This is a genomic window from Planococcus maritimus (assembly GCF_001687625.2).
Classification (GTDB): Bacteria; Bacillota; Bacilli; order Bacillales_A; family Planococcaceae; genus Planococcus; species Planococcus maritimus.
Genome location: NZ_CP016538.2, coordinates 3,134,828 through 3,147,822 on the forward strand (window position 1 = coordinate 3,134,828; position 12,995 = coordinate 3,147,822).

Consider the following 12,995-nt stretch of genomic DNA (forward strand, 5'->3'; position numbering starts at 1 on the left):
TTCAACACAGCTCCTTTGCGTATTCGTTTGCGATCATTCGGCGTTCTTTTCGTTCTTGTGCGTTCTCAAACAATCGTTTTTCATTGTCCGTTTCCGGCACTACGCTTGCGACCGGCGTCGGCCGGCCTTCTGCATCCACAGCGACCATTGTTAAAATCGATGTGGTTGTTAAACTGCGTGTGCCGCTTTCGATATGCTGGCATTCTGCTTTGACGTACACTTCCATGGAAGTCCGGCCAGTTGAAATGACGACACCTTCCAAAATTAAAATATCGCCGACTTTCGCCGAGGATAGAAAATTGACGTTGTCGATCGATGCGGTCACAACCGCGCGCTGGCTATGTTTCATCGCCGCAATCGCTGCGATTTCATCGATATACGCGAGGACTGTGCCTCCGAAAATCGTGCCCATATGGTTGGTATCCGGCGGCAAGACGAGCCGAGACTGGATAGTCCTGGATACGCCAGCCGGAAGTTGTTCTTTGTTCATGTTGTTTTCCTCCTTTTCCAATACACAAAAGCCCCCATTCTCCAGAGAGAATGGGGGCATAAACGCAAGTTAATTAGGTGGACATACTGGGGCCACACGAAATAAACCTTTGTCATCCTTCCCAATTCCCGGAGAAGTGCAAAACGACAACAAAGGCAGGTCTCCTGGCTCGCGCGTCACTCTCGCCATGCCCTTCCCGTCCATTAGACAGTGGGATTTCATGGTTCGTCTGCGCTTACAGTTGCGGGAACAGCTCCGGGATTTCACCGGATTCCCTATTCAGCCCGTAGTGGGCACCTTTGTTGCGGCATCACTATATATGGTGTTGTTTTTTTACATCATCACCAAATCTTGTAGTTTCACTATAGACCAGTTCGAATTTTGCCGCAAGGATTTTCTCGGAGTTCCTGAAGAAAGCGAAAAAGGGTCTAGTCGCTGTTGTGTTTTTCGTAGAAACCTTTCACTTTGTGGTTATTTTTTGATACGAGGTTTTTCAAATTTTCTGTTTCGGTGAAGACAGCGAGAACTTGCTTGTGAAATCGTTCCTGTGTTCTAGTTATGCATCATCTTTGTAGTCGCCAACCTGCTTTGGGTTGGCCTTTGGCAGTAAGCCAGGGAAAGCGCCTGTCTTACTGCGTCGGCTCACTCTTGTCGCTGGCTGGCTAAAACATTTCATAGATTCGTGTATGTTTAATTAACTCTGCTTCTTTAGTTAGTTGCCGGCTTGTGGGGGAATCGCTTCCTGGATTAGGGATGTAAGTGGATAGTGAGAGATTTATTAGTAAATCGTTTCGGCGTTCTTTTTGTGCTCCATTTTATTAATCGCCTCCGGGCTTTGGGTTGGCCTTTCGCAATAAGCCAATGAATTGGCGAGAAGGAGTTGAGCCGATTCATTTGCGACGCATCTGCGTAGCAGATGTGGGAGCAAAGTGTTTGACCTGATGTTTGAATAAAACATTTATCTAAGGCTTCGGCTCACCCTTTTGCGCCCTGTCGGCTTGGAGATTTCGTTGATTAGTGCGCGCTTAATTAGGTCTGCTTCTTTAGTTAGTTGCCGGCTTGTGGGGGAATCGCTTCCTGAGGCAAGCTTCGGTGAAGATAGTGAGAGATTGCTTGCGGAATTGTTCCGATGTTGTGATTGTGCTTCAACTTAATAGTCGCCGGCCTGCTTTGGGTTGGCCTTTGGCAGCAAGCCAGGGAGAGCGCCTGTCTTGCTGCGTCGGCTCACCCTTGTCGCTAGCCGGCTAAGATAGTTCATAAATTCTTGTATGTTTAATTAAATCTGCTCCTTAAGATAGTTGCCGGCTAACGGGGGAATCGCTTCCTGAGGCACGCATCGGCAAGATAGCTGGATTTTCTTATGGGATCGTTCTGAAGCTTGGTTTGTGCTTTAAATGAATTTTCAATTCCTTGCTTTAGAGTAGCTGCAAAGAAATCCTCACCGCTTAGCTCCATCATTTCTATTTCCCAGGAAATAAAAAAGGCCGCGCATTTGCCTGCGCGGCTTTTGTTATCCGTCGATCCATTCGGATTCAGCTTGTGGCTGTTTTCCTTTTTGGTTCGTGGCTTCTTTATTGTCTTTGCTGGTATACGGCTTGAAGCTCTTGGCTTTGTTCTTGCCTTTTTCCCAACGGTTCCAGCCTTTTTTGCCGGTTCCTTTGCCGATGCCGCTTTTTGATTTTGCTTTTGCTTTGCCCATTTCTTTCACTCCCGTTCACTCATCGTGACGTTCAGCTTACCACATCCCGCCGCTTTCGTGAACAGTTCGTGTTTAGGCTCCGAGCACTTTCTGGATGTCTTTGTGCATGGAATCGGGTGTATCTTTCGGTGCGAACCTCGCCACGACTTTGCCGTTTGGATCGACTAGGAATTTTGTGAAATTCCATTTGATGCCGCTCGACAAGAAGCCTTTTGTGTTCGATGTTAAATGATCAAACAATGGGTGCGCATCTTTTCCGTTCACTTTGATAATGTCGTGCATCGGGAATGTCACGCCGTATGTCATGCGACATGACGATTCGGCATCTGCCGCTTCGCCGACTTCCTGGCCGAACTGGTCGGATGGAAAGCCAAGCACGACCAATCCTTCGTCTTTATAGCGCTGGTAGATTTTTTCGAGGCCGTCGAACTGCCCGCGCAAACCGCATTTGGTTGCCGTGTTGACGATGACCATCGGCTGGCCTTTATAGCGCTCGAGCTTATACTCTTCTCCGCTGGCATCGGTCACCTGAATATCATAGATTCCCATCATTCATCACTCCTATTTTCACGAATTTTCACAGATCCATCTCGCTGAAAAATGCATTCAAGGCTTTTAAGTTGTTCATCAGTTCGATGGCATTCACGTCCAAGTAATTGCAGCTGGTGATCTTGTCGTGAATGGCTGCCTCGATCGGCTGTTCATCCTCTCGTGATTGTTCGGTCAAGGAGATCCGGAAAGCACGGCGGTCTTCAGCCGATTGCTCTTTCACGATGCGGCCATTTTGAATCATCCGGTTGATAATGGGGTTTAGCGTGCCGGTGCCGAGGCCGAGTTGCCCGCCGATTTCTTTCATCGTCAAGCCGTCTTGTTCCCATAATACGAGCAACACCAAATACTGCGTAAAGGTCAGGCTGAACGGTTCTAAGGTTTTGGCATAAAGTTTCGAGAAATTGCTTGAAGCTTTATACACTTCAAAGCATAATTGCTGTTCCAATTTGGTCGGTTTGTCCATCTCATCACCTGTTTTTCTGCTTATCGAACGACAATCTCCACGTCCACGGAATCTTTGATCGCTTTGGAATATGGGCAGTAGGCATGAGCTTTATCGACATACTCCTGTTTCTTGCCTTCTTCTAATCCATCAATGTCGACTTCTAGGCGCACCGCAAGTTTCACGCCGCCATCCGTTTTATCACCCAGCAAGGAAACCGTTGCCGTGACTTCGCTATTCGTTACTTTCACTTTATCACGTTCCAGCACGAAGTCCAACGCACTGTTAAAGCAAGAGCTATAGCCTGCCGCAAATAATTGCTCAGGATTCGTCGCTGTGTTCGGCTGTCCACCAAGTGCCACTGGTTTTGCCACATCAAGGTTGAAAATATTGTCTGGTGAATAAACGGTGCCTTCGCGCCCGCCGCTATTGATCATGGTCGTTTCAAAAATTGGTTTCATGAGTATATCCCTCCAAGAATTATATCTTACACGATCTATATTAATTTAAATCGTACCCGATGTAAATTAATACGCTTGGCTTTTTCCCCAAAATAAAAATCCCAGATACAAAATCCGGGATTTCCACTTCTTTATTCGCGCTAGCTGAGCTTCAATAGATATAAGGAATCAAGCGTGCGCGGTGCTTCATCCATTCCTTGTACTCGGGGCCAAACTTTTCGACGAGCAATGCTTCTTCATGCTGCATGCGTTTATTGAGAGCAAAAGCGAGCAATAAGCCGCCCGCAACCGCCGCAATAGGGCTCGTAAAGAATAGCGCCATGCCGATGCCGATTAAAAACAATCCGGTATACAGCGGATGTCGCAGCTTGCGGTATGGGCCGCTGCTAACGATGCTATCACCTTCTCGTACCGTCACGTGGCGCGTAAACTGCGATTTTAAATGGAGGATCCCCCAGAATCGTAAAAAGACGCCAATGATAAGGAGCACGAGCCCAATTGGCCTGAGCACCGATGCAATTTCAGTTTCTGCCAGCTCCTGAAGCCCAAAACCAACCACAATTGTGGCGATTAGCGACAATAGAATCCCAAAGAACGTCCTTTTTTCGACCGGGTCGCCTTGCCCGGTCTCACGGTTTTTAAAAACGATGAATTCGACCAGCCAAATAACGCTCACGGCGGTGAAAATCCAGTCCATCCACCCCATCACATCCACCTCTTCCTTCTCCTTAAAATACTATAGAAGATGCCGCTCAAATACAATTTCCAACTTGTGGCGCATAGAAAAAAGCTGCCCCGGCGCATGGCCGGAACAGCACTTCTTTAGTCTTCGTCCGTCACCGACAACTCAACGAGCATCGCCGTGAAAACGATAAAAATGGCCATTAATGCGATTACCATCGTGAACATTGTCCTCAACTCCTACCATGTGATAAATCCTTTCGAGCCAGGTGGTGCATGTTGAATCATGTGGGTCAGTGGAATCGCGTATGCAATGATGATCAACGCGGCGGCAATACCAATCCATATCCACCAGTTCTCAAGCCATTTCGGCGTGTTGGACATATCGCTTTCCGCCAGCGGAAATTCCACCATCTGGTCAGGCGTTTCCGCTTTTGGCGAAACGAACATCGTCATGATGACGATATACATCAAAATCATGGCAGACAGGAACAGAATCGTACCGCCGATCGCCATCGTCACATGGTTAGAGATGATGCCGTCAAACCATTCCATCGCCGACGGATGATCGTTATAGCCACTGTAAGCTGTACGGCGCGGAGCCCCCATCAAGCCTAATACGTGCTGAGCGGTAGACATGAGCAGCATGCCAATCGACCACGTGATGATTTGGACAAAGCCAAGGCGTTGCATGCGCTTCGTGAAACGGCGCCCCGTTAAGTACGGGATGAGCCAGAAGGTTAAGCCCATAAACGTCATCGCGACAGGCGTTCCCACGGTAATATGGAAATGCCCGACAATCCATAAGGTATTATGGACGACTTCATTCAATTGGAAACTGGCATTGATAATCCCGCCAGCGCCGCCAGGAATGAAGAACGCCATGGCGATGAAAATCGAGGTGAAACGGACATCCCGCCATGGCAATTTCTTGAACCAGCCGAACAAACCGGTGCCGCCTTTTTGGCGCCCTGAAATTTCAAAAGTCGCAAACATCGAGAATGCGGTCATGAGCGACGGCACGATGACCATGAACGTCAAGACAACCTGCAAGAACTTCCAGAAGTTCGAGATGCCCGGTTCTGTCAATTGGTGATGAAACCCAACCGGAATCGAGAATAAGATGAACAAGACGAACGCAAGACGCGCCAAGGAATCACTAAACACTTTCACGCCAAGCAGTTTCGGCACGATCGTATACCAGGCAATGTACGCCGGAAGCAGCCAGAAATACACAAGCGGGTGGCCGAAATACCAGAACAGCGAACGGCTCAATTCCACATTGATCGTATCCGTCCAACCGAATGCCCATGGGATGTATTGAAACAATACGGTCGCCACCACTCCGAGACAGGCGATGATCCACAAAATGATGGTCGTAACCGTCATAAAGGCAAACAAGGGGCTCAGTTGCCCTTTATGGTTGCGGCGCCACACCATATAGTGGCCGACCAAAGCAAAACTCGAAATCCATGTGCCAACGATGACGAGTGCCAAGCCAACATAATAAAAACCGTTCGCTTTCAGCGGGGCATAAAAGGTATAAAGAACTGAAGCTTCCCCAGCGATGATCAGCACTGTAGCCATAATTGTCCCGAGAAGCGTTACCCACAAGCCAATCCATGAGAACAGGCGGACTTTCGGGCCGAAGCTGCCGAGGCTTTTGCTCATACCGGTAATAAAGAAGGCGAAGATGAAAAAGGTCGTATAAATAAGTGCAAGCAAGACACCGTGCGCGGTAAGAATTTGGTAATAATCAAGCCAAGCAGGAAGCTGGAGAGCATCATTGCGGATAAAGACTTGCAAGACGCCCATGAGCGTGCCGATTAAAAATGCGGTATAAGCAACACCTAAATGCCATAAAGCGATTTTACGTTCTGGTTGGGCAATCATGTCAGTACACCTCAATTTCCGTAGACATCATATGGTGGCCAGTGCCACAGTATTCGTTGCATAGAATCAAATACTTGCCAGGTTCTTCAAATGTGTAAGATTTGGTCGTGATCCGCCCGGGAACGACCATCATATTGACTTTCGTGTTATCGATCGTAAAGCTGTGCACGACATCTGTGCTGGTGACTTTAAAAATGATTTCTTTGCCGGCCGGCACTCGCAAGTCCGGTGCGTTGTAGCCGAAAGCCAGTGCGACGATTGCTACTTGGTAAGTATCTTCGTCCAATTGCGTCACGCCTGGGTTATCGAATGGAGCGGTTTCGTTCACTTTCTCTGGGTCGATGGTGTCCATTCCCCCGGACGGCGTGTGATTTTGCGAAAATGCACTGACGCCGACGACGCTCAAAAAGACGATGAGTGAGACGATGCCGAAACTGAGCCAAATTTTCTCGTATTTATGGAAATGCATGATGAATCTCTCCTTTTCTATCTCGCTACGTACATCAAATAGACGGCAACCCACATGGCAACAATAACGACGCCGACGAAGAATACGCTGATGAGTGTCCCCTTCAAGTTGACCTCATGATCCGATTGCTTCTTATCCACTTTCTCCACCTCTTTGCTTTTTGCTGTTTCCTTTAGCATAGGACCTAAGTTTCGGTTTAGCTGTGACATAAATCACATCTAGCTAGTTTTATTTTAAGCTGTTCATATTTTTGCCAAAAAAAGAAAGCCTGCGAGTCGGCAGGCTTTTGGAAGTTGCTATTTGTTGGAATGAATGGCGGAGATAGCTGGGGTTTGTGTGTGGTGTTGTTTCCCTGTTCTATTGAAGTTTCATGTTGGTAGTCGCCGCCGGGCTTTGGGTTGGCCTCTCACTGTAAGCCAAGAAGAACACTTGTCTTACTGTGTCGGCTCACCCCTTTACGCTCGGCGGCTGAGAGATTTCATTGAGACTGATGTGTTTAATCAGATCTGCTTCAATATGCAATTGCCGGCTAGCGTGGGAATCGCTTCCTGGATTAGACGTGTTTGAGGATAACGAGGGTTTGCGAGTGGCATTGTTTCCTTGTTCTGTTGAAGCTTCATATTAGGAGTCGCCGCCGGGCTTTGGGTTGGCCTCTCACTGTAAGCCAAGAAGAACACTTGTCTTACTGTATCGGCTCACCTCTTTACGCTCGGCGGCTGAGAGATTTCATTGAGACTGATGTGTTTAATCAGATCTGCGTCTTTATTCAGTTGCCGGCTAGCGGGGGAATCGCTTCCCGGGTAAAGTATCTGGTACACATGGGCTTACTTCTAAGAATTAACTACCACGTTTCCTGCGATTAAAACGACTTAAACTATAAAATATGACGCATTTTCACATCTAATAATGAGTGGATTGAAGAAATTATCTTTCAATCTAAATATAAAGACGGAGTGGAAGGGGATGACGCCTGAGGGACCGCGCGGGCTGGCGAGACAAATGAGCTGCGATCTTTGCAGCTCATTGGCTCAACACCCGTCCCATATACGGGCAGCTGAAAGCGCGACGTCCTGTCGCATCAGCTGCATGACTCGCATCCTGTGAGCCCCAAGCAGCCCCCTGCAACGAAGTCGAAAAGCGGAAGCTTTTTCTTTCATTGCTCTTATCGATTCAGCTAAACAACCCCCTTGCACCACACTCTGAAGGAGTAGAAACTGAAATTACCAGAGCACACAAAAAGCCTGCCGTTACGGCAGACTTTGCAATTAGTCGATTTTGCAGAGGTAGATCGGGCATTCTTCACAATCGATGTCGAATTTCAGTTTGGGAATGTTGTACAGGATAATTTTACCGTTCTTCATGCCGACGGTTCCTTGTTTGCGCAGGTCACTAAGCATCCGGTTGACCATTTCGCGGCTCATGCCACAGAAGTTTGCCAACTCCTGGTTCGTCAGCGAGATGTCGATCAACAAGCCTCCGTCTGCTTCTAGACCGTAGCTGTTGCCGAGGCGAATTAAGGTCGAATACAAAGCTCCTTTTTTGCCATGAAGCATCAAATCCCGGAAGCGCGTCTGGGTTTTCTGCTGATCAATGCCCATCCACTTCATAAATGCCATCGCAAGCGCAGGGTCTTTTTCAAGCGACCACTCTAGTTCTTCGACAGGAATTTTCAAACAGTAGGTATGAGTCAGCGCACGGGCGTCCAGCAAATATGTTGCCCCTTCTGCGAACACAGTAATCTCGCCGACCATTTGCCCAGTGCCGCAAATTTTCAACGCCAGTTCCCGGCCGTCCGGAGTGACTTTTCCGATCTGTACTTTTCCGGAACGGAGAATATAGAGACCTTTGACCGCCTCCCCTTCTCGGAAAAGATAATCGCCTTTTTGATATTCTTTAACTACATGGTTGACCGTCAACAACTTCTCGAGCTCTGGCGTTAAATGATCAGTCCCTGATTCCAAAGGGTTCTCCCTCCTATTCTGTACGACTATTTTTTCAAGCGTACCATATCCCCCGCAGCAGTTGGATGTGTTTTCACAATTCAGCCAATGCTTATAGGAATTTTTCTAAAAAAAGAAGGAAGTTCATCGCATCGTAGCGAAAGATAGCAGTAACAGAAGGAGGAATGAACAATGACTTTGAAATATTCTCGAATTATGGTAGCAGTGGATGGTTCTAAAGAAGCCGAATGGGCTTTTAAGAAAGCGACAGCGGCAGCTTCTAGAAACAATGCTGAGCTATACCTCGTGCATGTTATCGATAATCGCTCATTCGGCTCCATTGAAGCTTACGACCGTACAATTGCAGACCGCACACTGAAAAGCGGGGAAGAATTGCTGGCCCACTACAAAGAACAAGCGGCATCACAGGGTGCCACGAATGTCCACACGATGATTGAGTACGGATCACCGAAAACCATCATTCCGAAAAAACTAGCGAATGAACTCGAAGTGGATGTCATCGTTTGTGGCGCCACTGGCCTGAATGCTGCGGAACGCCTGATCATGGGAAGTGTTTCCGAGCGCATCGTCCGCACCGCTAAATGCGACGTGCTTGTGGTCCGCAGAAATCAAGAAGACATCGACGCAGACCAATAACAGGATCTGTTAGTTAATATGAAAAGCCTTTCCCGGTTGAAGCGGGAAAGGCTTTTCTTCGTCTTATTCGGTTTCGCGGGTTTGTTGGAATGCCAACGTATCCCAGAACGAGGTATCTTGTGTATCAATCGAACCATCCGCAATGGCACGTACGGTCGATTCCAATGTCGTAATGGTTTGCTTGATCAAATAACCGTTGCTCTTTTGCCCAAGGACATAAGGCTCGTATTCGTGGTCGGACATGCCACGCATTTCGAACAATAATGTCGAAATGCCGTATTCGACTGCAATGCCGTTGCGGCTAATCGTTTCAGCGTCGCCGCCACGGTATTTGCCGAGATGGCCCCACCCAGTTGAATCGACCGCATCAAACACGACAGCCCCGAGTTTTTTCGATCCTTCGACGACTTCAGGGTCAGCGTTTGGCGTGGTCGGATAAAGAATCGAGCCGGAAACCAATTCGCCGTCGCGTTCACTGCTGGCGCCTTGATGATGCAAGTCGATCATGTAATCGATGTCGTATTTACTCATAACATTTTCATGCAAAGCTTTTGTTTCAGGTTGTATTTTGTCGATATGGTCGCGGTTCAAGTCTACCCCGACTGCGTTGTAACGGGTCAAATTGCGGTCACCTGAAGCTACGTAATCGTCCAATGAGAAATCGACATCTCCCATGGCACCGTCTGCATTAAGCATTGGCACGACTAAGATATTGACGTTATCTGTGACGCCTTTCATTTTGCCGGTGCCGAGATGCTTGATGAATTCAAGCGCCCCTTCTGTTGTCAGCTGTTCGTTGCCGTGCTGCTGCGTCAAGAAAAGGATAGTTGGGTTTTCCGGATTGCTCATGTATTTTGCTACGTACAAATCGCGCCCTTTGACGCTCTGCCCGATGACTTCAAGTTCCATTTGCGGCTGCTTGGCATCCTGCTTTTTCAAAAAGTCTGCCATTTCCGAATAGGTGGTCAAAATGGATGTGTTGATTGTTTCATTGCCGCCATATCCAGGCCCGTTGCCGACTGCTTCGACGACTGTAGAGTTCAGCGGAACTGCGCTTAACGCAAGAGCCCCTGCCAACGATAATGTAATTGCCCCTTTTTTCAATGATTTCATCGATTTACCACTCCTTTTTGTATACTGCCATCCCACCCTTTCCTTTTTTCCAGCGTCTTTTCCTGCAATATTTTTGAAAACGCTTCCTTCGTAATACGAAATAAGAGCCTAAAACTGCCCTCAGTACTATCTAAATATTTGAATACGCGAATTATTCTGCAAAAACATTACTTTCTACTTATGAAAAATTACATTTCCTCCTCTTATGTGTCGCGTATGACAGCTTATACCTAGATTTGATAAGAAACTGTAATAATAAATAGGTTTATGCGGTGGTACAATGGGTCTGCCGGAATTTTTGACGGCTTTTTTTCATGGCTTTAGCCATGATTCATTACTTCAGAAAAGAATTCTTATATAGAGAAAAAGAAAAATTAAGGGAACACGAAAGGAGCACAACACATTGAACACATGGTCCAAATGGTTCGTCGCAGCATTATCCGCTGTTTTGGCGCTATCAATTTTCTTGCCAACAGCCAGTGCTGATAAATTGTCCGACCTCGAAAAAGAAAAACAACAGGTCGAGCAAGAAAAGAACAACTTGAATTCCGAAATCCAGTCAAAAAACAATGCCATTGTCGAAAATCAAACAGAGCTTGAAAAAATTATGAACAAAATACAAGAATTGAACAGCGAAATCGAAGAAACACAAGGTAAAATTGACGCCGTGCAAGCACAAATCGATCAAACGAAAGTCGAAATCGATGAATTGAAAGAATCGATCGAAGAACTCGAACGCAAAATCGCAGAACGCGAAGAACTGTTAAAAGAACGGGCACGTGCTATCCAAATGAGCGGTGGCTCTGTTGATTACATCGATGTATTGCTTGGGGCGAACAGCTTTGTCGATTTTATCGACCGCGCTTCAGCCGTTAACACATTGATCGAGGCAGACCGTGACATCATGCGTGAACAAGCAGCTGACAAAAAGTTGCTGGCTGAACAAAAAGCAGAAGTTGAAGAAAAACTCGCGAAGCAAGAAAGCCAAAAAGCAGAACTTGTGGACTTGAAAGATTCATTGGACGCACAAAAGAAAAAGCAAGACGATTTGCAGGATGATTTGAAAGCAGAACAGAAACGCCTAGCAAAAGAAAAATCAAAACTTGAAGAAGAGCATGCAGAAGCGATGAACATTAGTTCTTCACTTGAAAAGAAAATCGGCAAAGAACAAGCTCGTCTAGCGGAAATCGCGCGTAAAGCCGAAGAAAAACGCAAAGCGGAAGAAGCCGCAGCACGTAAAGCGGCAGCTAAAAAAGCAGCACAATCTAACGCTTCTGCAGCAACGGTTACACAAGCAGCAGCACCTACATCAAGCTCTGGATTTATTCGTCCGGCAGCTGGCCGTCATACTTCAGGATTTGGTGGCCGTGATATCGGCGACGGAGCTGAAACGCATCTTGGCTTCGATATCGCCAACGTCCCTGGAACACCAATCCACGCAGCAGCAAGCGGCTATGTCTCTTATGCTGGTTCGATGGGCGGCTACGGTAACGTCATTATCGTGACCCACGTCATCAACGGGCAAAACTATGCAACAGCTTATGCACATTTGAACTCCATCAATGTCTCTGTCGGCCAAGCGGTCTCTCAAGGACAGAACATCGGCGGCATGGGCAACACGGGGCGTTCTACTGGCCCTCACTTACACTTTGAAATCCACATCGGCAGCTGGAACGGCGCTCGCTCGAACGCAGTCAACCCAGCAGCATATATTGGCGGATAATTAAAATCCGTTATAAATAGAAGGTAGTATCCGAAAACTTCGGGTACTGCCTTTTTTGTTTATATTGGATTTAGCTAAAAAGTTAAATTTTCCCTTTTGTATGTTAGACTGGAGGAAATAAACAGATTTCTTTCGATACAGTAGGATCTATTTATCATTAGAGGAGGCGATTCGTTCTGTGGAGAAAAGTCAATATGGGTATGGGGATTGTTGCCATACTTCTTTTAGTGTTGCTATTAAGCGGCAATGAATTCAAGCCTTTCCCGAATTTCATCTTCGCTTTTTTGGCATTGATGTTTTTAGTGCAAAGCATCGAAAGCTTTCAGGAAAACAAAAGATGGGAAGGCTCGCTCTTGGGTTTTGTTTCCTTGATTTCTCTTTTGATCGTCGCCACTAGTTTTTGAGTCATCAAATACAATTTCCTAGCACATAATTTTTCGAACGAAATCCCGGATCAGCAAATTTTGTATCCTTGTCTTACTAATGGTTTCACTGTTTGTTTTGGGGATTTGATTTATTAAATAAAAGAGTTAACCAATTTCTGAAAAAGAGGTGCAGTAATGGATTCTGATTCAGTGAAAAAAGAGAAAAAGATCAACAGCCCCTACTTCCCTTTAAGTATCGGCGCTATTGGGATGTTGCTGCTAACTTTTGGCATCTTTGAATTGTTTCTCGACGATATTGATATGAATCTGACACCCGCCCAGTTTCTTCTGCCATCTTCGGGCCTAATCATCTTAGTGCACTATATTTATTACTTAGAAAGAAAAGCGGGCATCAGCAATAAGTTGATCTGGATCCGGGCGTTGGCGATTATTCTAGTTCTGGCGGTGGGAGCGTACATAGCTTATTAAGCGGAGGTATTCTCGGAAGTT

At 46.7% G+C, this 12,995-nt stretch carries 15 protein-coding genes and 1 riboswitch; of the genes, 4 read left to right on the forward strand and 11 right to left on the reverse strand.

The window, feature by feature from the left end:
- Position 1: 1 nt before the first annotated feature.
- The 10 genes from BBI11_RS15505 to BBI11_RS15550 form a co-directional block, all read right to left on the reverse strand.
- The gene (locus tag BBI11_RS15505) at positions 2 to 490 is read right to left on the reverse strand and encodes an acyl-CoA thioesterase (protein ID WP_068459245.1); all 489 of its coding nucleotides are present in this window, start codon (positions 488 to 490) and stop codon (positions 2 to 4) included.
- Between the two features lie 137 nt (positions 491 to 627).
- Positions 628 to 806: riboswitch (cobalamin riboswitch) on the reverse strand.
- A gap of 1,194 nt (positions 807 to 2,000) precedes the next feature.
- Entirely contained in the window at positions 2,001 to 2,189 is a 189-nt protein-coding gene (locus BBI11_RS15510; protein ID WP_068459249.1) for a DUF3934 family protein, read from the reverse strand.
- Between the two features lie 72 nt (positions 2,190 to 2,261).
- The gene (locus BBI11_RS15515; RefSeq protein WP_068459252.1) at positions 2,262 to 2,738 is read right to left on the reverse strand and encodes a glutathione peroxidase; all 477 of its coding nucleotides are present in this window, start codon (positions 2,736 to 2,738) and stop codon (positions 2,262 to 2,264) included.
- Positions 2,739 to 2,766: 28 nt separating this feature from the next.
- On the reverse strand, positions 2,767 to 3,204 hold the full coding sequence (locus BBI11_RS15520) for a transcriptional regulator, SarA/Rot family (RefSeq protein WP_068459254.1): 438 nt from the start codon (positions 3,202 to 3,204) through the stop codon (positions 2,767 to 2,769).
- Between the two features lie 20 nt (positions 3,205 to 3,224).
- Positions 3,225 to 3,644 carry an organic hydroperoxide resistance protein gene (locus BBI11_RS15525; RefSeq protein WP_068459257.1) on the reverse strand — a complete coding sequence of 140 codons (420 nt, stop codon included), beginning with the start codon at positions 3,642 to 3,644 and terminating at the stop codon, positions 3,225 to 3,227.
- Positions 3,645 to 3,795: 151 nt separating this feature from the next.
- Complete coding sequence (locus BBI11_RS15530) at positions 3,796 to 4,350, reverse strand: methyltransferase family protein (protein WP_068459258.1); 555 nt, start codon at positions 4,348 to 4,350, stop codon at positions 3,796 to 3,798.
- Between the two features lie 215 nt (positions 4,351 to 4,565).
- Complete coding sequence (locus tag BBI11_RS15535; RefSeq protein ID WP_068459260.1) at positions 4,566 to 6,218, reverse strand: b(o/a)3-type cytochrome-c oxidase subunit 1; 1,653 nt, start codon at positions 6,216 to 6,218, stop codon at positions 4,566 to 4,568.
- Between the two features lies 1 nt (position 6,219).
- On the reverse strand, positions 6,220 to 6,687 hold the full coding sequence (locus BBI11_RS15540; protein WP_058382394.1) for a cytochrome c oxidase subunit II: 468 nt from the start codon (positions 6,685 to 6,687) through the stop codon (positions 6,220 to 6,222).
- Positions 6,688 to 6,704: 17 nt separating this feature from the next.
- Positions 6,705 to 6,866, reverse strand: a complete 162-nt coding sequence (locus BBI11_RS15545) for a cytochrome C oxidase subunit II (protein ID WP_237150293.1) — start codon at positions 6,864 to 6,866, stop codon at positions 6,705 to 6,707.
- Between the two features lie 1,086 nt (positions 6,867 to 7,952).
- A complete protein-coding gene (locus tag BBI11_RS15550) occupies positions 7,953 to 8,648 on the reverse strand; it encodes a Crp/Fnr family transcriptional regulator (RefSeq protein ID WP_068459262.1) in 696 nt (231 codons plus the stop codon).
- Between the two features lie 171 nt (positions 8,649 to 8,819).
- Between BBI11_RS15550 and BBI11_RS15555 the strand changes: the two genes are divergently transcribed.
- A complete protein-coding gene (locus tag BBI11_RS15555; protein ID WP_068459265.1) occupies positions 8,820 to 9,284 on the forward strand; it encodes a universal stress protein in 465 nt (154 codons plus the stop codon).
- Positions 9,285 to 9,347: 63 nt separating this feature from the next.
- Here the strand turns inward: BBI11_RS15555 and BBI11_RS15560 are convergent, their stop codons facing one another.
- Positions 9,348 to 10,397: a M14 family zinc carboxypeptidase gene (locus tag BBI11_RS15560; RefSeq protein ID WP_418312508.1), complete on the reverse strand. Its 1,050-nt coding sequence runs from the start codon at positions 10,395 to 10,397 to the stop codon at positions 9,348 to 9,350.
- Positions 10,398 to 10,800: 403 nt separating this feature from the next.
- Between BBI11_RS15560 and BBI11_RS15565 the strand changes: the two genes are divergently transcribed.
- The 3 genes from BBI11_RS15565 to BBI11_RS15575 all read left to right on the forward strand — a co-directional run bounded on the left by BBI11_RS15565 (position 10,801) and on the right by BBI11_RS15575 (position 12,974).
- A complete protein-coding gene (locus BBI11_RS15565; RefSeq protein WP_068459267.1) occupies positions 10,801 to 12,120 on the forward strand; it encodes a murein hydrolase activator EnvC family protein in 1,320 nt (439 codons plus the stop codon).
- A 194-nt stretch (positions 12,121 to 12,314) separates the two neighbouring features.
- Entirely contained in the window at positions 12,315 to 12,524 is a 210-nt protein-coding gene (locus tag BBI11_RS15570; RefSeq protein WP_156889093.1) for a hypothetical protein, read from the forward strand.
- Positions 12,525 to 12,680: 156 nt separating this feature from the next.
- On the forward strand, positions 12,681 to 12,974 hold the full coding sequence (locus BBI11_RS15575; RefSeq protein WP_068459271.1) for a hypothetical protein: 294 nt from the start codon (positions 12,681 to 12,683) through the stop codon (positions 12,972 to 12,974).
- Positions 12,975 to 12,995 lie beyond the last annotated feature (21 nt).